Source organism: Mesorhizobium sp. M2D.F.Ca.ET.226.01.1.1 (genome assembly GCF_004022705.2).
Lineage (GTDB): Bacteria > Pseudomonadota > Alphaproteobacteria > Rhizobiales > Rhizobiaceae > Mesorhizobium.
Genome location: NZ_RZOY02000004.1, coordinates 459,842 through 481,790, shown reverse-complemented (window position 1 = coordinate 481,790; position 21,949 = coordinate 459,842). Strand labels below are relative to the sequence as shown.

Genomic DNA, 21,949 nt, shown 5'->3' with positions numbered 1-21,949 from the left:
CTTACTCCGCGCCGAAGGTCGATTTGGCATCAACATCCCAGAAGGTCGAAAAGTCTTTTGCGAAGCGCGACGACAGGTTGATCGCGCTGGCGTACATCTTCTTCACCTCGGGCGCGAAATCGGCCGCTTTCACACGTTGGCGCTCCTTGGCGATCCACTCCGAAACCGGTTTTGCACGCGCCAGGCGCTTCGCCCGCATCTCGGCGCGATGGCGCTTGGTGGCTTCCAGATTGGCGACCGGAAAACCTTCCTCGTCCTCATCGAGTACGATGCCGAAGATGCCTTCAGCGGCTTGCCTCGTGAGGAAGCCGTTCTCGACATCCCACGCGGTCTTGATCGGATCCCGCTCCAGCACGTCGCCGAAGCCGCCGCCGCCATTGTAGGAATGGGTAAAGACGTCGCCCGTCTTGTGCGGCGCGGTGATGTAGGGCCCTTCCAGCGTGACATGCTCGCCTTCCAGTCGCACCTCCAACTCCGAGCGATATGGATTGGTGCCGGTATGATGCGCCAGCGGCGCGCCATTTTCGGCCAGCTCGAAGATGTTCGAGTCGCGGACCGCGCGATGCTTCTGGCAGGTCGGCGCGGGATAGCCGCCGCAGAGACCGCCATTGTCGAACACGCGCGAGGAGTGCTCGGAGGTGACCAGCCTGAGATGATCGGTCTTCGAGACCAGCCAGGTCGATAGGAAGGAACAGCCGCCGCGATATTTGCCGGCGCCGCCCGAGTTGGGGACGATGGACCGGCCGATATAGAGCATCGGCATGTTCTGTTCCCAGATCTCGATATTGCCCATGTCGGATTCCGGGTTCCAGCCGACATAGGCGGTGTCCAGCCCGTCCTTGATGGCCAGCGCGCCCGAGCCGGCGGCGGCGCATTCGAAATGCGCCATGCCGAAGGGCGTGCCGTATTGGCTGGTGCCGCCCATCTCGATCATTGGGCTGTTGACCTGACCGACAAAGGCCTCCTCGACGAAGCCGCGGGCGATGAACGAACGCGAGAGCAGCCGCTGGAAGACGCCATAGGCCGGCAGCAGCAGCGCCCAGGACGTAGCGGTCGCCACCATCTCGTTGTCGGGGTTGGTCCAGGTGCCGTGCGGCAGCTTCAGCTCGGTGGCCATCCAGGCGCCGTCATTGACCAGGCCCTCGAAGTTCATGTGCTGGGTCAGCGTCACGAACATGCCGCCATCCATGCCGGCCGGCGTGCAGTTCATCGAATGGTAGCCCCAAGGCTGCGTGCCCTCGAAGTCCATGATGATCTTGCCGTCGCAGGTGATCTCCATCTCGATCGGGATGTTGTAGAGCCAGTCGGGATCGCCGAGCGGCTGATAGCCCGGCTTGCCGGCGGTGACGTGGCCGTAGAAGGTGTGGCCGCGATAGATGCCGGGCACGGTGAGCTGGCGTGTGCGAGCGAGCTGAGCGCGGCGGCCCTCCTCGATGAACTCCTTCGACACCTGCATCCAGTAGTCGAGGCCGATCTCGTCGATCAGCGCCTTGACGCTTTCGCGCATGTCGATGCAGGAAGCGACCTTGGCCTTCTCGTCCAGCACCCAGTAGATCGGCATGCGGAGATTGCGCTCGCAGCGGATGACATAGTCGCGCCTGAGCTCGTCATTCTCGCCGACCTTCTCGGCGCAGACGAACAGGCCCTCGGTGAAGCGCTCCTGGGCGAGCGCCACGTCGCCGCCCGGCGTGATGCCGCCGGCTTCGAGCTCGTGGCAGACTGCGCCCGCCCAGCCAACGAGCTTGCCCGAGTGGAAGATCGGCACCACGTCCATCACATCAGGCACCTGGACGGTGCCGATGAAGGCATCGTTGTTGGCGAAGATGTCGCCGTCGCGGATCTGCGGGTTCTCCTCGTAGCCGTTGCGGATCATCCATTTGATGAAGCGGCTCATCGTGTGCACATGCACCATGATGCCGTTGGAGAGCGCGATGGCGTCGCCTTCCGGCGTGTAGATGGCGACGACCATTTCGCCGACCTCGCGCACGCCGGGCGAAGCCGAGATGCGCCGCGCCATCTCGCGCGCCGAGACGCAGTAGGCGCGCAATTTGGTGTGCAGCGTCTCGAACTTCAGCGGATCCTGGTTGCGCAGTTGAAGTTCCGTGATGCCATCATAGCAGCCGGTCTCTTCCATCAGCCGTTCGGATTCGATCAGCCTTTCGCGGATGCGCAGGGCGGAGGCGGGTTTGTCCAGCATGGCGTTCGCCCTTCTCAAGCGTGGGTGTAGTGCAGCAGCGTCCATTCATCGACATGGACGCGATCCTGCGGGTGGACGACGAGCGTCGTCGCCGGGTGTTCGATGATGGCCGGCCCGATCACCTCATGGCCGGGCTGGAGCAGGTCCATCTCGTAGAGGTTGGCCTTGTGCCAGCGGCCGGCGACATAGGCCTCGCGCACGCCCTTGTGGGCCGAAGCCGGATCGGACTTGCCGAGTGGCCGCTTGACCAGCATGGGCTTGACCTTGTCGGCGGTGGCGATCAGCCCAAGCTCGGTGATCGAGAAGCCGGCCTCGCCATAGCGCGAAACGCGGTGGTTGACCTTAGCATAGACCGCCTCGAATTCGGCGATGACCTTGCGCATGTCGTCGGCCGAGCCGATGGCTGACAGCGGCGCCATCACCTCGACGTCCTCGAGCTGGCCGGTGTAGCGCATCATCAGGAACGGCACGGTCTTGATCTTGGAGAGCGCGTGACCGTCGGCGACCATTTCGTCGACCGCCGCCTTGGTCAGGTCATCCCAGACGCTCGTGACCTTCGCGCCGAAAGCCTGCAGCTCGTCGTCGCTGGCCCGCGCGCCCATGTCGATCTGCGTCGACACCGAATGCCGGCGCATGAAATCGGCAGTGGTGCAGCCGAAGGCCGAGAAGGCTGCGGCGAACTGGAAGGTGATGATGTCCTTGAAGCCGATGCCCCGCGAGCAGCCGGCCAGATGCAGCGGGCCGGAGCCGCCGTAGGACAAAAGCGTAAATTCCGACGGATGGATTCCCTGCCCGGAAATGACGCGGCGCAGCGCGTTGTTGGCATCGGCCTCCAGCATGTCGATCATGCCTTCGGCGGCTTCCTCGACGCCAACGCCGAGCACGCGGGCGCATTTCTCCTCGAAGGCCTTTCGCGCCTTTTCCACCTGCAGCACGACCTTGCCGCCGAGGAAATAATGCGGGTTGAGGCGGCCGAGAATAGCGTCGCAGTCGGCGATGGTCGGTTCGGTGCCGCCCTTGGCGAAGCAGATCGGTCCGGGATCGGAGCCGGCGCTTTCCGGTCCGAGCGAGACTTTCCTGGTCAGCGGGTCGACCTTCAGGATCATGCCGGCGCCGGCGCCGATCGTGTCGAGATGCAGCGTCGGCACGTTGAGCTTGAAGCGGTCCATCAGCGGCTCGTTCTCGATCCGCGTCTGGCCGCGCGTGATGACGCCCATGTCGAAGGAGGTGCCGCCCATATCCGAGCAGATCAGCGAGTCGTTGCCGATCAGCTTGCCGACATAGGCAGCGCCCAGGATGCCGCCAATCGGGCCGGAGATCATCGTCTCGTGCAGGCGCGGGTGATTGATCGAGGTCAGGCCGCCGAAGGAGAGCAGCGTCTGCACGCCATATTTGAAGCCGTATTTCTTCGAGACGTCCTCGATGCCCTTCAACTGCTTGCGGCCGCGCGAGGTGGCGTAGGCCTCGATCAGCACCGAGTTCAGCCGCGACTGCTCGCGGATGACGGGACGCACCTCGTGGCTGGTGTAGACCAGGATGTCGGCGCCGGCAGCGGCGATCTCCTCGCGGCAGATCTCGGCGATGCGCTTCTCGTGCGCCGGATTGACATGTGAGAACACGGTCATGATGCAGATCGCCTCGACTGTGTCGGCGATCAGCTTCTTCGCGGCCGCATGCACCTCGTGCTCGTAGAGCGGCAGGATGATGTCGCCGAACTGGTCGATACGCTCGGTGACGCCATGCGTGCGGCGGCGCGGCACCAGCGGATCGGGATGGTGATGGGTGACGGCATGCAGGCGGTCGGCATAGGAGTAGTCGGCCCAGGCCTGCAGGCCGCGGCCCATCAGGATCATGTCCTCGAGGCCTTTGGTGGTGATCAGCCCAAGCTTGCGGCCGGTGCGCGACAACAGCGTGTTCAGCATGCCGGTGCCGGAATAGAGCACCACGTTGACGCCCGAGAACAGGTCCTGCAGTGAGATGCCCCAGGCATCCGCCGCATCCTCCGCCGAGGCGAGGAAACCTTCCGCCTCATTCTTCGGCGTGGTCGCCGATTTGCCGATCTTGAAGTGACCGTCCTGATCGACAAGGATCGTATCGGTCATGGTGCCGCCAGCGTCGATGCCGATGACGATTGGGTTGGTGGTGATCTGGTCCACGGGTCGCTTTCCCTTGCCGAGAATGACCACAGGCTAGATTCCCGGAGCGGGATCGCGCCATATGCCTAAAGACACAATGACGCTTGGGCCGGGTTCGCCGAGAAAAGGGCATGCGCATGGGCACTATCTGGGCGCCGCTGGCCAGGGCGATCGCCGCCACCGGCACCGACCGGCATGTCGACTGCTTGATCGACCTGATCGGGGCGGACATCGCGCATGACCTGGTGACGGTGACGCGCTATTCGGCGACTAGGACACCGGAATTCGTCAAGCACCGGCGCTTCTCGGACGAGATGGTGCGGCGCTATCTCGACAGTTACTACGTCTTCGATCCCTTCTACGCGTCGTGGCGCAGCCAGCGCCGGCTCGGCATCATGCCGCTCAAGAGCCTGGCCGACGAGGAGGCCAAGCGCGGCCAATACATAGCCGGCTTCCTCGCGCAGTCGGAGATCTGCGACGAGGTCGGCATCATGCTCGCCGACGGCGGCGACTGGTGCCTCGGCATCTTCCTCGACCGCTCGACCAGTGCTTTCAGGGACAACGAAATCGCTCTGCTGGAAGAGAGGCTGCCGGTGTTCGACGCGTTGCATGCGCTGGACATCAAGGCGCGCGGCTCAGACTTTTCGCGTACCTCGGCGCCGAGCGGTCCCGGCGCTTCGCCGCAGCAGAAGCCGAGCATTCCGGAAAACCTGTGGCCGGAGCTGTCGCTGCGCGAGCGCGAGCTGGTGCAGTTGATCCTCGCCGGCCACCCGACCGCCAACATCGCCAAGCGGCTCGGCATCACCGCCGGCACGGTGAAGAACCACCGCCGGCGCATCTATGACAAGCTCGACATCACCACCGAGCGCGAATTGTTCCTACAGTTCTTCCAGCACCGGATGGAAAGCTAGCCCCGCAAAACGACGCGCGGGGCTGGGATGGTTCTCAATGAATGGCTTGACGACCGCGCTGTTGGCTAACGAAGATCGGCCGTGGGTTTGGTAGGGCTAAAACTGGCGCATGCAGCCTGAGGTGCTGACCGATTATGCTTTGAGGCTGCGGGAGCGCGGCTATATCTGCCTGCCGCTGCGTGCCGGCGGCAAGCATCTTGACCTCGCGGCCATGGAGTATGATCCGCTGCATCTGCAGACGTTGCGCAAGGACCTGAAGGAACTGGCCTTCACCTCGATCACCTTCCAGCTGGCACAGAAGCCGCCGGACAGCGGCGACATTGCACGCTGGTTTCGCGGCTTTGCCGGCAATGTCGGCATATTGGGAGGATTTTCCAACCTGATGATCCTCGATTTCGATGACGACGCCGGCTACCGTGCCTGGCAGGCCGATCACAAGGCAATTGCGAGCGGCACGCCGCTAGCGAAATCGCCCAGCGGATTTCACGTCTATCTGAGAGCGCGGGAGCCAATGGTCTCTTCCAGCCTGCATTTCGGCCTGCGGCGGGTCGGCCACGTCAAGGCGCTCGGCGGCTATGTGGTGGGCTGTCCTTCAGTGCTTCGGGACGGCTCCTCCTACAGCTGGCTCGAAAACCAGTCGCCATTCGATATCGAGCCGCAACTCGTCGATGACCTGGGCAGTCTTTCGCTGCGCCCGGTGTCGCTGCTCAAGCACCACTACGACCGCCTGCTCAAGCGCGGCTTCTTCGAACGGCAATGAGCGATTGAGCGCATGGCGGCCGACATAACCGTCGTCATCCCGGCAAGGAATGCGGCCGCGACGCTGGACGCGGCGCTCGGCAGCCTGACCGCCGACAGGCCGGTTATCCGCGAGATCCTGGTTATCGACGACGGCTCGGATGACCGCACGGCCGAGGTGGCGATGGAGAGCGCGCGCCGCCTTGGCTTGCCGCTGGATGTGGTGAGCGTTCGTCTTGGCAGCGCGGGTGCCGCGCGCAATCTCGGGATCGAGCGGGCAAGCGGCACTTCCATCTTCTTTCTCGACGCCGACGACGAGGTGATGCCCGGCAGCCTGTCGCTGCTGGGCTCGGCGCTCGCAGGCCAGCCTGGCGCCGGCCTTGCCGTCGGGGCCAGTATACGGCGCGCGAAGGGCCGGCCGGACAAGCTCAAGACGCCGCATGGCTATGTCCCCGACAGGCGGCAGAACACACGCCGATACCTGCGCAACGAGCTGTGGCCGATCGCGATGGGAAGCGCGCTGGTGGCCGATTGGGCGACAGCCGGCATTCGCTTTCCGGAAACGATCGGGCTCGACGAGGATACCTGCTACTGGGCGGCGCTGCTGGCGCGCGCCGAAATCGTCGCCATCGACACGCCGGTGCTCCTCTACCACCATGACGAGGAACGGATGGCACGCCGCTTCATCACCGCGCCGCGCAAGACGTTCCTCGCCATAGCGCGCGAACTCGACAGCCTCGCGGCCGCCGGCATCGAGCGGGACGCGTTGCAATGGCGAAAGGCCTGGATAGCGCAGCGCATCGCGCGCCAGCTCGTCAAGCACGGGATGTTTGTGGATGCCGCTGGCATGATGCGCGCGGTCAAGGCGCATCGGGAACTTGGCCGCAGCTGGAAAGCGGCCCAATACCGGGCCAGGATCCGGTTCGGGCGGCTGGCTGGGATCCGGCCGGACACAGCCGCCGGTTCAGCGGCGCCACGGCGCACGCTGATCGTCAGCTTCGACCCGGCCTATCCGCCCGCCTCCGGCGCCGATCTCAGGACCTTCGGCAATGCCGTCGCGGCCGCCGCAATCGGGCCGGTCCGCCTTGCCTCGGTGAGGCCTGCCGGCTCGACGCAGCCACCCGGCCGCGGCATCCGCGTGGTTTCATTGACCACGGAAGCCGACAAGCGATCGCATTCGCTCGGCTGGCGCCGGATCAAAGGCGAGAACCGGATCCCGCGTCCGGCGCTCGCCCGCCTCAAAGCGCTGGCGCGCGAGTTCCGTCCGGACACGATCGTCGTCGAAAGCGTTCCGCTGTTCAAGCTACTGCAGCCTCTGCGGCCGCTGACCAGTCGGCTCATTCTCGACATGCACAATGTCGAGTCCGATCTCGCGGCCCAGACGCCCGGCAATGCCCCGTCGGCCGTGTCGCCAGAGATAAGGCAGTTGGAGCGGAGGGCGGCGACGATCGTCGACCGCATCTGGGTTTGCTCGAAGCTGGACCGCGAGCGACTCAAGACGATAATCACGCATGAAACGCCGGTCGATATCGTGCCGAACGGGATTCCCCGCGCCCAAGAGTCGCCCAGGACGCTGCCACCATCGCCCGGTACCTCCGATGGATTTCCGGTGATCCTCTTTGTCGGCCATCTCGGCTACCATCCCAACATCGATGCCGCTGAACGTCTGGCCCGCATCATCCTGCCGCGTGTGCGGCAGGCGTTGCCAAGCGCGCGGCTCGTCCTTGCCGGCCGTTCGCCCGATCGAGCCGTGCGGGCCCTGTCGGAACTCGACAGCGTCGTGCTGATCGAAAACCCCGACGATGTCGGCCCCCTGCTGTCGGCAGCGCATCTCTGCATCGTCCCGCTCAGGACCGGGGGCGGCACGCGCATCAAGATCCTGGAAGCGATGGCCGCGGGCGTGCCGGTGATCGCGACGCCGCTCGCGGCGGAAGGGCTCGACGTCTCCGGCGGCGAAGACTTGCTGCTGTCCGACACCGACGAAGGACTTGCCGACCTGACGGTCGCACTCTGTTCCGACCCTGCCCGCATGGCCCGGCTGCGCGCCCGCGCCTACGATACCGCATGGTCCCGCTTCGGACCTCAGGCGATCCGCGACGCTGTTCGCCATGGCCTGGGACTGGACGGCGCCAGCCGATGAACCGCTGCACAACGAGCCTTCGATGATCCCCAAGATCCTGCACCAGACCTGGAAGACCGACCAGATCCCCATCCGATTCCAGGCTTATATCGAGAGCTGGAAGCGGCACCATCCGGACTGGACGATGATGTTCTGGAACGATCGTCAGCTGCTCGAGTTCGTCGCGCGGCACTATCCCGACTTCCTGCCGACCTTTTGCAACTACGAGAGCGGCGTGCTGAGGGCGGACGCCGGACGGTACCTGCTCCTGCATCATTTCGGCGGGGTCTACGCCGATATCGACTGCGAATGCGTGGCTCCGTTCGATCCACTGGCCAGCGAGGATCGGATCGTTTTTTGCAAGGAACCGGACACGCATGCACGGGTGCAGGGCGATTTCCGCCGGCTGCCCTATCTGCTGTTCAACGGCACGATCGCCAGCCCACCCGGCCATCCCTTCTGGCTTCACCTCCTGTCTTTCCTGCCGGGGCTCGCCCACGCCAAGGAAGCCATCGACGCGACCGGCCCCTGCGTGATGACTTCGGCCCAGCTCAGCTACGGCGACCAATCCGCCTTCGCCCTCCACCCTTCGGCGCTGTTCGCGCCGGTCGACTCGGCCGGGCGCAGCGGCGACGGTGGGACACCGACGCTGTCGGTCCACCATTGGGCGGGCACATGGTGGACACGCGCCCCGGCGCCGGGTTGGCGAGACAAGATCCGCACGCATGCCTACCGGTCCTGGCATCATCTGACGCGCGGCGCCCATCTGAGCGAAGCAGCCGCCAAGCGGGGCGTGAGCCCGGCGGCCATCGCGGCACCGGCCCCGTCAGGCCGCAACATCGCCATCCTGGTGCCGCTGCGCGACGCGGCCGATCATATCCAGCCCTTCCTCGATGCCGTCGGCGCGCTCGACTATGCTAAGGACAGGATCAAGCTGGTCTTTTGCGAGGGCGACAGCGTGGACGGAAGCTGGGAGCGGTTGCAGCAAGCCGTCGCGCCGCTGACCCGCATTTATCGGGACGTGATCCTGCTGCAGAAGCAGACAGGCCTGCGACTCGACCGGATGAAGCGCGCCAAGCGAGGCCTGCAGCGCATGAGGCGCGGCGCCATCGCGAAGGTGCGAAACCACCTGATCGACCACGGCCTCGACGCGAGCGACGATTGGGCGTTGTGGGTCGATATCGACGTGTGGCGATTTCCCCGCGATATCTTGAGCCGGCTTATGGAAAGGGGGAATCGCATCGTGGTCCCGAACTGCGTCAAGATCGCCGGCGGCGACAGCTTCGACCTCAACAGCTTCGTCAGCGCGCGCAAGGAGAAGGATTATCGCTATTATCGTCAGATACGCGGGGGCCTCTATCAACCTCCGGCTAATTCCTATGGCCGTCTTCATCTCAGTGACGTCAGGCATCTCGACAGCATCGGCCTCGACGGGGTCGGCGGCACCATGCTTCTCGTCGACGCGGCCTTGCACCGCGGCGGGCTTGGCTTTCCGGAGATCCCCTATCGCGACCTGATCGAGACGGAGGCTTTCGGTATGCTGGCCAACGACCTTGGTATCCGGCCGGTCGGCCTACCCAAGCTCGAAATCCTGCACGTGCCGTGGTAACGCCCGTTACATCTGCCTGCCGCTGCGGGCAGCCAGCCAACGGCGCAATCTGGTGCGCAGAAACGCCTTGCCACCAAACGGCAGCGAAGGTTTGCTAGGCGGTTGGCCCGGGCCGTGCTGCGTCAGGCGCTGAGTGACGAGCCGAGCGAGCCGACAGAGCGGAGGCGTGTCAAGGCTGGCAACTCGGGCTGCCAGTTTCTCGGGCAGCGGGCTCGATCGCCAGGCAAGATAGGCTGCATAGGCCTGGGGTGTTTCGATGAGATGGCGAAGATAGGCCGCGAGTTCCGCCGGTGTGCTGAAGGATGCGGCGTCGATAAAGGAATTGTGGGGAACGAACGCGACGGCATTGGGCGCGCCGAGATAGACCGGCACCGTGCCGGCGGCAAGCGGATCGAACATCTTCTCGGTGACGTAGTCGGGCGCGATCGAGTTCTCAAGCGCCAGGCAGAAATGATAGCGGCCAATGGTCTCGAGCTTGGTCTGTCGGCCGAGATCAGGGCCTATGATCTCGCGGTTGGGCCGGTAGCGGCCGTAGCAATCGACCGCGATGTGCCGGGACAGTTCGGCGATGAATGTGTCACGCCCGCTCTTGTTGAGGCTCGATGACTGGAAATGCACCGCCGGCGCGCGCTCGGGCTTTAGGCGGCATCGGCACGTGGCGGGCGGCTTCCCACCAGCTTGCTTGCGGCAGATAAGGCCTCCAGACGTCCGCCTCGGCTTCATAGGTCATGGCGACGTCGAAGTGCCGCATGAAGGCCGCATCGGCCATCACGGGATAGTTGACGACGCTCTCCATCGACCATGCAACCCAGAGCTGGCCAGGATACTTGTAAGCATCGCCGGCTTCGGGAAAATTCGGCAGATGGAAGACCACCGCGTCGGCCTCGGCAAGCCGCCGCCGGTCGTTGGTCCATTCGACGGGCACGGAGCATCGCGGTATTGCCGCGATGTCGACGAGCTTGTTGAAGTAGCGCGTCCAGAAGAGGATCAGCGGGGCGTTTAACGGCATCAGGCTCTTCGGGTAAGACGACGCATCGTCTTACGCCTTTCCCGACGGTTGCGAAAGCATAGCTGCCTTTGCCCGGAGGTTCAGGCGTGCAGATCCCGCGAAATCGCCGGCCCGACGGTGAAGCCGGAAAATGTCGCCTCGAAACCCTCGCGCTGCGGCGAGCAGCACATCATGCCGACATCGACCGACTTCGAGATCGGGAAATAGGCCAGCCGCACCGGCTTCCAGTGGCCATCCGAGGCGCCGAGATACTGGATGCGGATCGCCTCGGCGTGGCGGGTCAGGCGGATCCTGACACCGTCCTTGCCGGCGGCGATGGCAACCAGCGACCAGTCCGAGGTGTCGTTGGTGACGACCACCGACAAGTAGGCCAGGCCGTCGGTGTATTCTATGCCGGCCTTGATCCAGTGCGTTTCGCTCAGGCGCAGCATCAGCCCCGCCTGATCGTAGAGCACCTTGTAGTCCCCTTTGACGGTGACCTCGGCGGTGAAGTCACCCTCAACGGGCCGGTAGAGAAAATGGCCGTTGTCGCGCCAGAAGCCGTAGAAGGTCTCGCGCCAGAAGTCGGTTTCCTTGCCGGTGCGAACGGTGAGCGTGCCGTCGCCGAACACGTGGTGCGGCGGCGGGTTGAGCCATGTCATGTCGGCCACGCGCATCGATCCCTCCCGGATTGGACTAGGGCGTTTCACCGTTTCACAGAAACGTTGAAACGCCCTATCCCCTTGTTTTTACGCAATTCCGAACGGAAGCTACGGCAAAGTCACCGAGCCTAACCGCTCACACTTTCCTGGAATTCCTTTAGCCGGCGAACGTATAGGCCGTCTTCACCGTGGTGTAGAACTCCATCGCGTAGCGGCCCTGCTCGCGCGGACCGTAGCTCGAGCCCTTGCGGCCGCCGAACGGCACGTGGAAGTCAACGCCCGCCGTCGGCAGGTTGACCATCACCATGCCGGCTTCGGAATTGCGCTTGAAATGCGTCGCATGCTTCAGGCTGGTCGTGCAGATGCCCGAGGTGAGGCCGAACGGCGTGTCGTTGGCGACGGCCAGCGCCTCGTCATAATCCTTGACGCGGATGACGTTGGCGACAGGGCCAAAGATCTCCTCGCGCGAGATGCGCATGGCATTGGTGGAACCGACGAACAGCGCCGGCTGCAGATAGAAGCCGGGCGTGCCGCGCTCCAGCCGGTCGCCGCCGAAGGCGAGTTCGGCGCCTTCCTGGCGACCGATGGCGATATAGTCTTCGTCCTGCTTGAGCTGGGTCTGGTCGACGACCGGACCGATCTGGGTCTTGGCGTCCAGCGCATCGCCGATGACGAGCTTGTCCAGCCGCTCCTTCACGGCGTCGACGAAACGGTCGTGGATGCCATTAGTGACGATCAGGCGCGAGGACGCGGTGCAGCGCTGCCCGGTCGAGAAATAGGCGCCGTTGACGGCGCAGTCGACGGCGACCGCGAGGTCAGCATCGTCGAGCACGACGAGCGGGTTCTTGCCGCCCATCTCGAGCTGGAACTTGCGCATGTGCTCGACGCTTGCGGCGGCGACGCGCTTGCCCGTGCCGACGGAGCCGGTGAAGGAGATGGCGTTGACGTCGGGGCTGTCGAGCATCGCCTGGCCGACCACCGAGCCCTTGCCCATGACGAGGTTGAGCACGCCCTTGGGCAGGCCGGCGCGATGCAGGATGTCGACGATGGTCCAGGCGCTCTCAGGCACCAGCTCAGCCGGTTTGAAGACGATGGTGTTGCCGTAGGCAAGCGCCGGGGCGATCTTCCAGGCGGGAATGGCGATGGGGAAATTCCACGGCGTGATGATGCCGACGACGCCGACGCCTTCGCGCGTCATCTCGACGCCGACGCCGGGCCGCACGCTCGGCACCATCTCGCCCGACAGGCGCAGCGTTTCACCGGCGAAGAAGTCGAATATCTGCGCGGCGCGGATCGTCTCGCCGACGCCCTCGGCCAGCGTCTTGCCTTCTTCACGCGCCAGCGACCGGCCGATCTCGTCCTTGCGCGCCATGATCTCGTCAGAGGTCTTCTTCAGCACGGCGTGACGGGCCAGCGGACCTGAGCGCGACCAGGCCGGAAAGGCCGCCTTGGCGGCGGCGATGGCCTGCTTGGCTTCCTCCGGGCCTGCCGAAGCGTATTCGCCCACGACATCGTTGGTGTTCGACGGGTTGATGTTGCGCGAGCCGGCCTCGCCAAGCCACTCGCCGTCGATAAGGTTCTTGCGCAGCACAGTCATCTTGTTTCCTTGAGTTTTGGGTCGCGGCGGCCATCGGCCGGTCAATTGTCAGACAAATGATATAGTCATTGTCCGGGAGGAGGTCTACCCGCGATCTTAAACCTAGAGCGTTCTCGTTTCAGGGAAACGGCGAACCGCTCTATCCCCTTGTTTGATGCAATTCCGGACGGAAAACCGCTGCGCACTTTTCCTGGAATTGCTCAGGCCGAAAACGACCAGAACAGGCAGGCGAGCGTGACCGCGCCGAAGATGACGAAGAACAGGCTTCTGAGCAGGATGTTGCGGCGCAGCTCGTTCATGGTGAGATGCGCCGCCACGATCACTGCCACGAACAGGAAACGCCAGTTGAAAAGCGCCCAAAGCACCTCATGCTGGCCGAACGCCCATCTGGCGACGAGCGAACCGACAATCGTCGCGAACAGCATGATCGTCGCCCAGAACACCGCGTCGGCGGCGTGGGTGAGCACGATGCCGGCGGCGCGGATCGGCAGGATCATCATCAGCATCGCGCCGAAGAAGTAGATGGCGGCGATGGCCAGGAAGGAGCCGGCGTCGGCGACGCCGTCGAGGCGCTTCACGCCGAACGCGCCGTAGGGGTATCCGTGCCTCGCCACGGCCAATGACAGCGCCATCAGCAAGGCGCTCAAAACGGTGACCAGTGAGAATGTGCCGAGGGCCTTGCTCATGCCTTTTCCTGTCTGGATCAGGATGGCGTTTCGTTGAAACGCCATCCTGATCCAGTTCTCTGTAGGAGCATGATCTTTTCCGAAAACCGGTTCCCACTTTTCGGGATCATGCTCTAGACGAATCAACAGGAGTCTAGAGCGAGGCCCTCAAGAACCGCAATTCACCGCTCGACATTCTCGAAGGCACCGACACCTTGAGCGATGAGGTTGGTCGCCATGACCAGCGAGACGATCGCCACTGAATTGAACACCACGACCCACCATTTGCCGCCGGTCAGGAAACCATAGCCTTCGGCGACCGCCAGGCCCCAGTCGGCCGAGGACGGCTGGATGCCGAGGCCGAGAAAGCTCAGCGTAGCTATCGAGAAGAAGGCATAACCCAGCCTTGTGACGAGCTCGATGAGGATCGTCTCCCTGATGTTGGGCAGGATCTCCAGCACCATGATGGCGAAGGCATTCTCGCCGCCGAGACGGGCGGCGCTGACATATTCGCGTTCCTTCTGCTCGCGCACCGCGGCGCGCACGGTCCTTGCCACCAGCGGCGCATAGGCAATGGCGATCACCAGGATGACGGTGAGGTTCGAGGGCCCGAGCGCGACCAGCGTCATGGTGACGAGCACGATGAACGGAAAGGCCATCATCGTGTCGAGCAGCCGTGCGCCGATCGCATCGACCAGGCCGTCGAAATAGCCGAGCACCAGACCAATGACGGTGCCGGCGGCGACACCGCCCAATGTCGCGAGCGGCGCCACCAAAAGGATGTCGCGCGAGCCGACGACGATCCGGGAGAGCACATAGCGGCCGAGATGATCGGTGCCGAACCAATGCGCGGCAGGCGCTGATCGCCTCGATTCCGGCGCTCAATTTCACCAAGCGGGACGGGCGACTGGCCGAGACCGGCGCGACCGTTCGCGGTCGGCCCGAGGCGATCGCGGCTGCTCCCGATCAAAGAGATTCCGACCAAAGAAGCGGGCAGGTCGCCATCGCCTGCAAGAACATCAGTCATTCCTTTGGCGACCAAGAGGTGCTGCACAAAGTCGACCTCAGCATCGAGCAGGGCGAGACCTTCGGCCTGATCGGTGAATCCGGCTCCGGCAAATCGACGCTGGCAAGGATCGTCACCGGGCTACAGACGCCGAGCCAAGGATCCGTCGAGCTGTTCGGCAGGACCGTCGCGCCGCGCGCCGAACGCCGCGTACAGGGCGAGTGGCGCGACGTGCAAATGGTCTTCCAGTCGCCGGACCGCACGCTCAACCCGCGCCACCGGATCGGGCGGATCATCAGCCGGCCGCTGCGGCGGCTTGCCGGCCTTGGTCGGATCGATGCGAAGAACCGCGTCGGCGACCTGCTCCGCTCCGTCCGGCTGGCCGACACGACCGCAGAACAGACGCCACGCTCATTGTCCCGCGGCCAGCGGCAGAGGGCGACGATCGCGCGAGCCTTCGCCGGCGCGCCGAAAGTGGTGGTGCTGGACGAGCCGACCTCGGCGCTCGACGTCTCGGTGCAGGCGACGGTACTTAACCTGCTCAACGACCTGCAGCGCGACAGGGACACGACCTATCTGTTCATCAGCCACGACCTCAGGGTGGTGCGCTACATGGCCGACAGGATCGGCGTGCTCTATCGCGGCCGGCTGGTCGAGACCGGCACGTCCGAACAGGTCTTTCACGGACCCAACCACCCCTACACGAAGCTGCTGCTGGCAGCGTCTTCGGACGAGGCTGCGGCAGTTTCGGTCCAAGCGGAGACCGCGGCCGAGATCACTTCTAATAGCGGGTGCGCATTCGCCGGCCGCTGTCCCTTGGCGCGGCCCGGATGCCGGGAAGCGGAACCGTCCGCCGCCGATGTAGGCGACGGCCATCTGATCGCCTGCTGGCGAACGGATGCGCTGCTGGCCAGCTAACCGATCCGGTTTCCGCTCGCCGGATCGAAGAGATGCAGCGCCGCGGGATCGGCGGCCAGCCGAATCGTGTCGCCCGGCTTCACGTCGCTGCGGCCCATGACGAAGACGCAGATCTGCTGGTTGGCCAGCTTGACATAGAATTGCGTCGACAGGCCGAGCGGCTCGACCACCTCGACCTCGGCTTTCAGTGCGCCGTCGTCGACCAGCTTGATGTGCTCGGGCCGTAGCCCGATGGTGAGCGCATCGTCATCGCTCAGTGGCAAACCGTCCGGCAACCTGAGCTTTTGGCCGTCGGCAAGCACCGCGTCCACCTTGCCACCCTTGGCGACCTTTGCCGGCAAAAAGTTCATGCCCGGCGAGCCGATGAAGCCGGCGACGAACGTATTGGCAGGCCGGTCGTAGAGCTCCAGCGGATGGCCGACCTGCTGGACATAGCCGTCATGCATGACGACGATGCGGTCGGCCATGGTCATGGCCTCGACCTGATCATGCGTGACATAGACCGACGTGGTCTTGAGCTGCTGGTGCAGCGCCTTGATCTCGGCGCGCATATGGACGCGCAATTTGGCGTCGAGATTGGAGAGCGGCTCATCGAACAGGAAGACTTTCGGATCGCGCACGATGGCGCGGCCCATGGCGACGCGTTGGCGCTGGCCGCCGGAGAGCTGGCGCGGCAAGCGGCCGAGATAGGCGTCGAGACCAAGCCGCTTGGCGGCAGCGCCCACGCGGTCATCGATCGTCGTCTTCTCGGCTTTCTTCAGCATCAGGCTGAAGCCCATGTTCGAAGACACATCCATATGCGGATAGAGCGCGTAGGACTGGAACACCATGGCGATGTCGCGGTCCTTGGGCGCCACATCGTTGACCAGCCGCTCGCCGATATGGATCTGGCCGCCGGTGACCTCCTCGAGGCCGGCGATCATGCGCAGCAGCGTGGACTTGCCACAGCCGGACGGACCGACCAGGACGACGAACTCGCCATCGGCGATCTCGAGATCGACGCCGTGCAGGATGCGCAGCGCGCCATAATCCTTTTCGACATTTTGCAGCGTGACGGAAGCCATCTTTTATCCTTTGACCGCGCCGGCGGTGAGGCCGGTGACGAGATATCGTTGCAGAAAGGCGAAGAAGACGCAGACCGGGATCAGCGCCAGGATGGAGGCCGCCATCATCTGCCCCCAGTCGACGGCGAACTTGCCGATGAAGGTGAGCAGACCGACGGCAAAGGTCTTCTGCTCGTCGCTGGAGATGAGCATCAGCGCGAACAGCAATTCGCTCCAGGCGGCGGTGAAGACGAAGCCGAGTGTCGCGCCCATGCCGGGCAGAGTGAGCGGCACGATGACCCGGCGCATCGCTTGAGCGCGCGTGCAGCCGTCGATCATCGCGGCTTCCTCCAGGTCCTTCGGAATGCCGTCGAAGAAGGATTGCATGAGGAAGGTGGCGAAGGCGGTGTTGAAGGCGGTGTAGATGATGATCAGGCCGATCAGGCTGTTGGTGAGGCCCAGATCGCCCATGATGCGGTAGATTGGCGGGATGACCATGACCAGCGGGAAGGTCTGGGTGAGCAGCAGCAGGATCGCCAGCGTCGCCTTGCCGCGGAAGGTGAAGCGCGACATGGCGTAGCCGGCAAGCGTGGCGATGACGGTGACAAACGCGGCCGTCGACACTGAGACGATGACGCTGTTCAGGAAATAGCGCGGGAAGTCGGAGGCTTCGAGCACAGTGGCGAAGTTCTTGAGCGTCGTCTCAGACGGCCAGAAGGTGATGCCCTCGGAATAGAGCAGACGCTCGGGCGTCACCGAGATCTTCAGCGTCCAGAAGATCGGAAACAGCGCGAAGATCACGTAAGCGGATATGGCCGCGTAGAGCCCAATGCCGCCGAAAATGCGCGAGGAGACGGAGCGACCAGCGATCATCAGACGTGCCTCACCAGCGTGCGGCGGATGGCGATCAGGCCGATGGCATAGGCGATCAACAGCACCAGGAGCAGCACTGCCACCGCCGAGGCGTAGCCTTTGTCCAGCGACTTGAAGGCGCTGACATAGATGTAGACCGGCACAGTGCTGGTCGAGCCGGCAGGCCCGCCCTCGGTCATGACGAAGATGAGGTCGGCGAAGGTGGCGATCCAGATGGTGCGCAGCATGACGGTGATGACGATGGTCGGCGCCAGGAAAGGCAGCGTCACCTTGGTGAAGCGCTGCCAGGGCGAAGCGCCGTCGATGGCCGCCGCCTCATGCAATTCGGAGGGGATCGACTTCAGCGCCGCGAGCAGCGTGATGGCGAAGAAGGGAATGCCGAACCAGATGTTGGCGACGATCGGCCCCCACATGGCGGTGGCGGGGTCGGAGAGCACATTGGTCGGCTCGGCCTTCAGCCCGAGCGCGAACAGCCAGTGCGGCAGCGGTCCAATGATCGGGTTGAACAGCCAGGCCCAGGTGAGGCCAGAGAGGAAGGACGGCACGGCCCAGGGCAGGAACACCACGGCCTGCACGACCTTGCGGCCGTAGAAAGGTTTGTCGAGCAGCAGGGCCAGACCCAGCCCAAGGAAGAACTGGAAGAAGAGGCTGGCGACCGTCCACCACAGCGTGTTGATCAGCGCCTGGCCGAGCACCTGGTCGGAAAGCATCGCCTGGTACTGAGCAAGGCCGACATATTGCGACTTGAAGGCCGAGAATTTGCGGAAGGAATAGCTGATGCCGATGATCAGCGGCACCAGAAGCACTAGGACCAAGAGGACGATAGCCGGCGAAAGATAAAGCCATGGCTCGATCGCAGCCTTGCTCAGCCGTTGCTTTCGCGGCCGGGCGGCGGATTGGATTTCGGACACTGCGTAGGTCATACGGTGCTCGCGTTGGACGATTGGGGCGGCGCGGCAACAGCCACCTTCTCCTCGTTTTCGGGGAGAAGGTGCCGGTTCCCCCGTAGCAGCGGCGCTGCTGCTGCGAAGGACGGGCAGGCAGATGAGGGGCGGTGCTAGCTTTCAGAACTCAGCGCTGCCCCTCATCCGGCCCTTCGGGCCACCTTCTCCCCGTGAACGGGGAGAAGGAAGAGAGCCCGCGCTCACTTCTTGTTCTTGGCCAGCCAGTCCTTCTGCTCCTTGGTCAGGAACGCGGCCCATTCGTCGGCCACCTGCTTGGCCGGCTTCTGGCCGAGCAGCACTTCCTGGAAGTTCTTGATGGCCACCTGGTCGACGAAGTTGCCAAGGTTTTCCAGATGCGTCGGCGGCGTCACCATTTCATATTTGGAGCTGTCGCTGAGTTCGGTGAACCAGCCCTTGAACTGCTCGGTCTTGAAATGCGCGTCCTGGTCGGCGCCGTTGTGGATCGGAATGACACCGACTTCCTTGGCCCATTCCAGATTGTCCTTGGGCGACAGCAGCGTCGCCATCAGCTTCCAGGTCTCGTCCTTGTGCTGCGAGTTGGCGAACATCGCCCAGCCGGCATAGCCCAGCGTCGGATAGGATTTGCCGCTCGGACCCACCGGAAGCGGCGCGACGGCGAAATCGTCGGCGCTCATCTTGTCGGCGATGCCGAGCAGCGCGTCGGGATCCTGGTTTAGCATGGCGCAAGTGCCGGAATAGAAACCGGTGACCGTTTCGTTGAAGCCCCAGCTCACGGCGTCCTTTGGGGCCAGGCCGTTCTTGTACATGTCAGCCAGCATCTGCAGGCCTTTCACCGACCCCTCGTCATTGATGGTCGAGGTGCCATCGTCGGTGAAGTAGCCGCCCTTGCCGTCGGCGATGTTCATGAACATGTGCATGCCGTTGAAGGCGCCGGGGCCGCCGCGCAGGCAGTAGCCATATTTGCCGGGGATGGCCGAGATCTTCTTGGAGAAGTCGACGAACTCGTCCAGCGTTGCCGGCGGACGATCGAGGCCAGCTTCCTTGAACAGCTTCTTGTTCCAGAACAGCGCGTTCACATAATAACCGTAGGGGATCATGAACTGGGTGTTGTTGACGGTCGAGCCGAACTGCTTGGCGCGCTCGCCGAGCGTCTTGGCGTCGTCCCACTTGGCCATATAGGGGCCGAGGTCCTCGAGCTGGCCGTTATTGGCGTAGAGACCCATCCAGCGTTCCGGCATCTCGACGACGTCGGGCGTGTCGCCGGCCTGCACCATGGTGAGGAACTTTTCGAAGGCCTGGCCCCAGGGCAGCGAGACCACCTCCACCTTGATGCCGGGATTGGCGCTCTCGAATTCGGCGATCTGCTTGTTCAGGAATTCGGTGCGCGGCGGGCTGGTGATGACCTCGACCAGCTTGATGGTGGTGTCGGCCAGCGCACCGCTGGCAGAGATCGCCAGGCCGGCAACGGCGGCAAGCATGAAGGTCAGTCTTTTCATCTTCAGGACTCCCATTTTGATCCGTTTATTTTTTTGACTTGTCGAAGGCCTGAGCGATGTCGGCCCAGAGGTCCTCGACATTTTCCAATCCGACATTGAAGCGGATGGTTCGGGGGCTGACGCTGAAGCGCGCCATCGAATTGATGCCCGGCGTCTGCTCGAGCGAGGCCTTTGCCGGCACGACCAGGCTTTCATGGCCGCCCCAGCTGACACCGATGCGGAAGAATTTCAGCGCATCGACGAAAGCCGGGATGTCGACGTCCTCGGTAACCTCGAAAGAGAACAGCCCGGCATAGCCGGCTAAGGTCTTCTTGCCGGGATGGTTGGAATAGGCGGGATGATTGACGCGCTCGACCTTGCCATGCGCCTTCAGCCGCTCGGCGAGGATGAGTCCGCTCTTCATGTGGTGCGGCAGGCGCAGCGGCAGCGTGCGCAGGCCGCGCAGCAACAGCCAGCCTTCAAAGGGCGACAGCTTACCGCCGAGCTGGGAATAAGTCTGCTCGTTGATGTGCTTGATGTGGGCGGCCGAACCCGCAACCACGCCGGCGACGGTGTCGCTGTGGCCGCTCAGATATTTCGAGGCCGAATGCAGGACCAGGTCGACGCCATGCGTGATCGGCTTCTGGAACACCGGCGAGGCCCAGGAATTGTCGATGGTGGTGACGATGCCCTGTTCCTTCGCCAGCCGGGCAAGATGCGCGATATCCTGCAGCTCGAACATCATCGAGGTCGGGCTTTCGAGGTAGAGCAGCTTGGCGCCGGGAAGTGCGGCGGCGACCGCGTCTGGATCGGAGCCGTCGACATAGTCGACCTTGATATGAAGGCGCGGGAACAGCCGCTCGAACAGCCGGTAGGCATCGCCATAGCAATTGCGCACGACGACCATGCGCTCGCCGGCGCCGACGAAGGCGAGGACGGTCGCGCTGATGGCCGCCATGCCGCTGGAGAAGCCGCGCGCGGCTTCGGCCCCTTCGAGCGCCGCCACGCGCGCCTCGAACTCCATCACCGTCGGATTGTCGCCGCGCGAATAGATCGGCTGCTTTCTTCTGCCGGCAAAGGTGTCGGCCATGTCGGCATAGTTGGCGAAGGTGAAGAGCGAGGTCTGGTAAATTGGCGGCACCACGGCGCCGCCGGGGAACGGATCGTCATGCGCCAGCAGCGTCGCCGCCTCGCCGAGATAGTCGCTGGCCAGGGAGGCCGGGTCGAAAGTGTTGGGCTGCTCGTTCATCTGCGGTCCGAAAGTTTGAGGTTGGCGGCGCCGCGCTTCAGATCGTCCTCGACGGTGGCGATGAGCTTCAGCGCTTCGGTGCGGGCGCCTTCGGGGTCGCGCGCGGCGATGCAATTGAAGATGGTGCGGTGATAGGGAAAGCTGGCATGGCCGAAATCGCGCACGCCGAGCGGATGTTCCCAGAAGCGGTGGAACATCTCGTACATGGCGGCGATGATCTGCTCGAAGAGCGGGTTGCCGGAGGCGCGGAACACCGCCTGGTGAAACTCCCAGTCCTCCTCCGAGGACATGCCGTCGCGGGTCTGGAAGGCCTCCTCCATGAGGTCGAGCTTGCGCTCTATCTCGGCGAGCTCGGCCTTGCCGGCACGGATGGCGCAGAGCGCGGCCGCCTCCGCCTCCAGCGCGCGGCGGATCTCCAGCGTCGCCATCAGGCCGGCGAAGTCGTTACCGCCGGCGAGTGTCAGCGGCATGTGCAGCATGTCGGGCGAGACGGCGGCTTTGAGATAGGTGCCAGACCCCTGGCGCCGCTCGACCAGACCGAGCCCCTCCCAGCGGGTGAGGGCCTCGCGCACCGTATTGCGGCTGACCTTGAGACGCTCGGCCAGGATGCGCTCGGTCGGCAGCTTTTCACCCGGCCCCAGAGCCTCCTGCCGCACGAACCCCGCCAACGCCTTCAGCACCGCGTCATCGCGGGCCGTCGTCTGGATCGGGGGCAAAAGATCGGTCAATCCGGCTGCGCCTAAAGTGGTTCAATGGTCCAACCAATTTGTGCATAAGCGGAAAGACGAGTCAACAGTCGAAACGAAGCTGGGCCGAACGACGCGGATTTTCGCCATTC

General features: G+C 64.0%; 19 protein-coding genes. 5 read left to right on the top strand and 14 right to left on the bottom strand.

The window, feature by feature from the left end:
- Nucleotide 1: 1 nt before the first annotated feature.
- Both EN869_RS12470 and EN869_RS12465 read right to left on the bottom strand, forming a co-directional pair.
- Nucleotides 2–2,197 (bottom strand): hydantoinase B/oxoprolinase family protein, encoded by a 2,196-nt coding sequence (locus tag EN869_RS12470; RefSeq protein WP_127229785.1) that lies wholly within the window; start codon nt 2,195–2,197, stop codon nt 2–4.
- 14 nt (nt 2,198–2,211) lie between these two features.
- Entirely contained in the window at nt 2,212–4,353 is a 2,142-nt protein-coding gene (locus EN869_RS12465; protein ID WP_127229784.1) for a hydantoinase/oxoprolinase family protein, read from the bottom strand.
- A gap of 110 nt (nt 4,354–4,463) precedes the next feature.
- On the opposite strand from EN869_RS12465, the gene EN869_RS12460 reads away from it, so the two are divergent.
- From EN869_RS12460 to EN869_RS12445, 4 genes are all read left to right on the top strand, one after another.
- Complete coding sequence (locus EN869_RS12460) at nt 4,464–5,243, top strand: helix-turn-helix transcriptional regulator (protein WP_127229783.1); 780 nt, start codon at nt 4,464–4,466, stop codon at nt 5,241–5,243.
- A 121-nt stretch (nt 5,244–5,364) separates the two neighbouring features.
- Nucleotides 5,365–6,003 (top strand): bifunctional DNA primase/polymerase, encoded by a 639-nt coding sequence (locus EN869_RS12455; protein ID WP_245489636.1) that lies wholly within the window; start codon nt 5,365–5,367, stop codon nt 6,001–6,003.
- 12 nt (nt 6,004–6,015) lie between these two features.
- Nucleotides 6,016–8,121: a glycosyltransferase gene (locus EN869_RS12450; protein WP_127229781.1), complete on the top strand. Its 2,106-nt coding sequence runs from the start codon at nt 6,016–6,018 to the stop codon at nt 8,119–8,121.
- Between the two features lie 22 nt (nt 8,122–8,143).
- Nucleotides 8,144–9,709 carry a glycosyltransferase gene (locus EN869_RS12445; protein ID WP_127229780.1) on the top strand — a complete coding sequence of 522 codons (1,566 nt, stop codon included), beginning with the start codon at nt 8,144–8,146 and terminating at the stop codon, nt 9,707–9,709.
- A 6-nt stretch (nt 9,710–9,715) separates the two neighbouring features.
- Here the strand turns inward: EN869_RS12445 and EN869_RS35055 are convergent, their stop codons facing one another.
- The 6 genes from EN869_RS35055 to EN869_RS12420 all read right to left on the bottom strand — a co-directional run bounded on the left by EN869_RS35055 (nt 9,716) and on the right by EN869_RS12420 (nt 14,436).
- The gene (locus tag EN869_RS35055) at nt 9,716–10,327 is read right to left on the bottom strand and encodes a glycosyltransferase family 10 (protein ID WP_245489635.1); all 612 of its coding nucleotides are present in this window, start codon (nt 10,325–10,327) and stop codon (nt 9,716–9,718) included.
- Nucleotides 10,287–10,718, bottom strand: a complete 432-nt coding sequence (locus EN869_RS35050; protein WP_245489634.1) for a hypothetical protein — start codon at nt 10,716–10,718, stop codon at nt 10,287–10,289. Before EN869_RS35050 ends, EN869_RS35055 begins: the two co-directional genes overlap by 41 nt.
- Nucleotides 10,719–10,798: 80 nt before the next feature.
- Nucleotides 10,799–11,374, bottom strand: coding sequence for a DUF1349 domain-containing protein (locus EN869_RS12435; protein ID WP_127229779.1), 576 nt, complete (start codon nt 11,372–11,374; stop codon nt 10,799–10,801).
- Between the two features lie 142 nt (nt 11,375–11,516).
- Nucleotides 11,517–12,956 (bottom strand): aldehyde dehydrogenase family protein, encoded by a 1,440-nt coding sequence (locus EN869_RS12430; RefSeq protein WP_127229778.1) that lies wholly within the window; start codon nt 12,954–12,956, stop codon nt 11,517–11,519.
- 200 nt (nt 12,957–13,156) lie between these two features.
- Nucleotides 13,157–13,642, bottom strand: a complete 486-nt coding sequence (locus EN869_RS12425; protein ID WP_127229777.1) for a hypothetical protein — start codon at nt 13,640–13,642, stop codon at nt 13,157–13,159.
- Nucleotides 13,643–13,803: 161 nt separating this feature from the next.
- On the bottom strand, nt 13,804–14,436 hold the full coding sequence (locus EN869_RS12420) for an ABC transporter permease (RefSeq protein WP_245489633.1): 633 nt from the start codon (nt 14,434–14,436) through the stop codon (nt 13,804–13,806).
- A gap of 230 nt (nt 14,437–14,666) precedes the next feature.
- Here EN869_RS12420 and EN869_RS12415 point away from each other — a divergent pair, with 230 nt between their 5' ends.
- Nucleotides 14,667–15,545 (top strand): oligopeptide/dipeptide ABC transporter ATP-binding protein, encoded by an 879-nt coding sequence (locus EN869_RS12415; RefSeq protein WP_245489632.1) that lies wholly within the window; start codon nt 14,667–14,669, stop codon nt 15,543–15,545.
- Here EN869_RS12415 and ugpC read toward each other — a convergent pair.
- The 6 genes from ugpC to EN869_RS12385 all read right to left on the bottom strand — a co-directional run bounded on the left by ugpC (nt 15,542) and on the right by EN869_RS12385 (nt 21,839).
- On the bottom strand, nt 15,542–16,609 hold the full coding sequence (gene ugpC / locus EN869_RS12410) for a sn-glycerol-3-phosphate ABC transporter ATP-binding protein UgpC (RefSeq protein ID WP_127229775.1): 1,068 nt from the start codon (nt 16,607–16,609) through the stop codon (nt 15,542–15,544). The genes EN869_RS12415 and ugpC overlap by 4 nt on opposite strands.
- Nucleotides 16,610–16,612: 3 nt before the next feature.
- On the bottom strand, nt 16,613–17,461 hold the full coding sequence (locus EN869_RS12405; protein ID WP_127229774.1) for a carbohydrate ABC transporter permease: 849 nt from the start codon (nt 17,459–17,461) through the stop codon (nt 16,613–16,615).
- Nucleotides 17,461–18,384 carry a sugar ABC transporter permease gene (locus EN869_RS12400; protein WP_127229773.1) on the bottom strand — a complete coding sequence of 308 codons (924 nt, stop codon included), beginning with the start codon at nt 18,382–18,384 and terminating at the stop codon, nt 17,461–17,463. The genes EN869_RS12405 and EN869_RS12400 overlap by 1 nt, the downstream gene beginning before the upstream one ends.
- A gap of 221 nt (nt 18,385–18,605) precedes the next feature.
- The gene (locus EN869_RS12395; RefSeq protein WP_127229772.1) at nt 18,606–19,883 is read right to left on the bottom strand and encodes a sugar ABC transporter substrate-binding protein; all 1,278 of its coding nucleotides are present in this window, start codon (nt 19,881–19,883) and stop codon (nt 18,606–18,608) included.
- 25 nt (nt 19,884–19,908) lie between these two features.
- Complete coding sequence (locus tag EN869_RS12390) at nt 19,909–21,111, bottom strand: PLP-dependent transferase (protein ID WP_127229771.1); 1,203 nt, start codon at nt 21,109–21,111, stop codon at nt 19,909–19,911.
- Nucleotides 21,108–21,839 (bottom strand): FadR/GntR family transcriptional regulator, encoded by a 732-nt coding sequence (locus EN869_RS12385; RefSeq protein WP_127229770.1) that lies wholly within the window; start codon nt 21,837–21,839, stop codon nt 21,108–21,110. The genes EN869_RS12390 and EN869_RS12385 overlap by 4 nt, the downstream gene beginning before the upstream one ends.
- Nucleotides 21,840–21,949 lie beyond the last annotated feature (110 nt).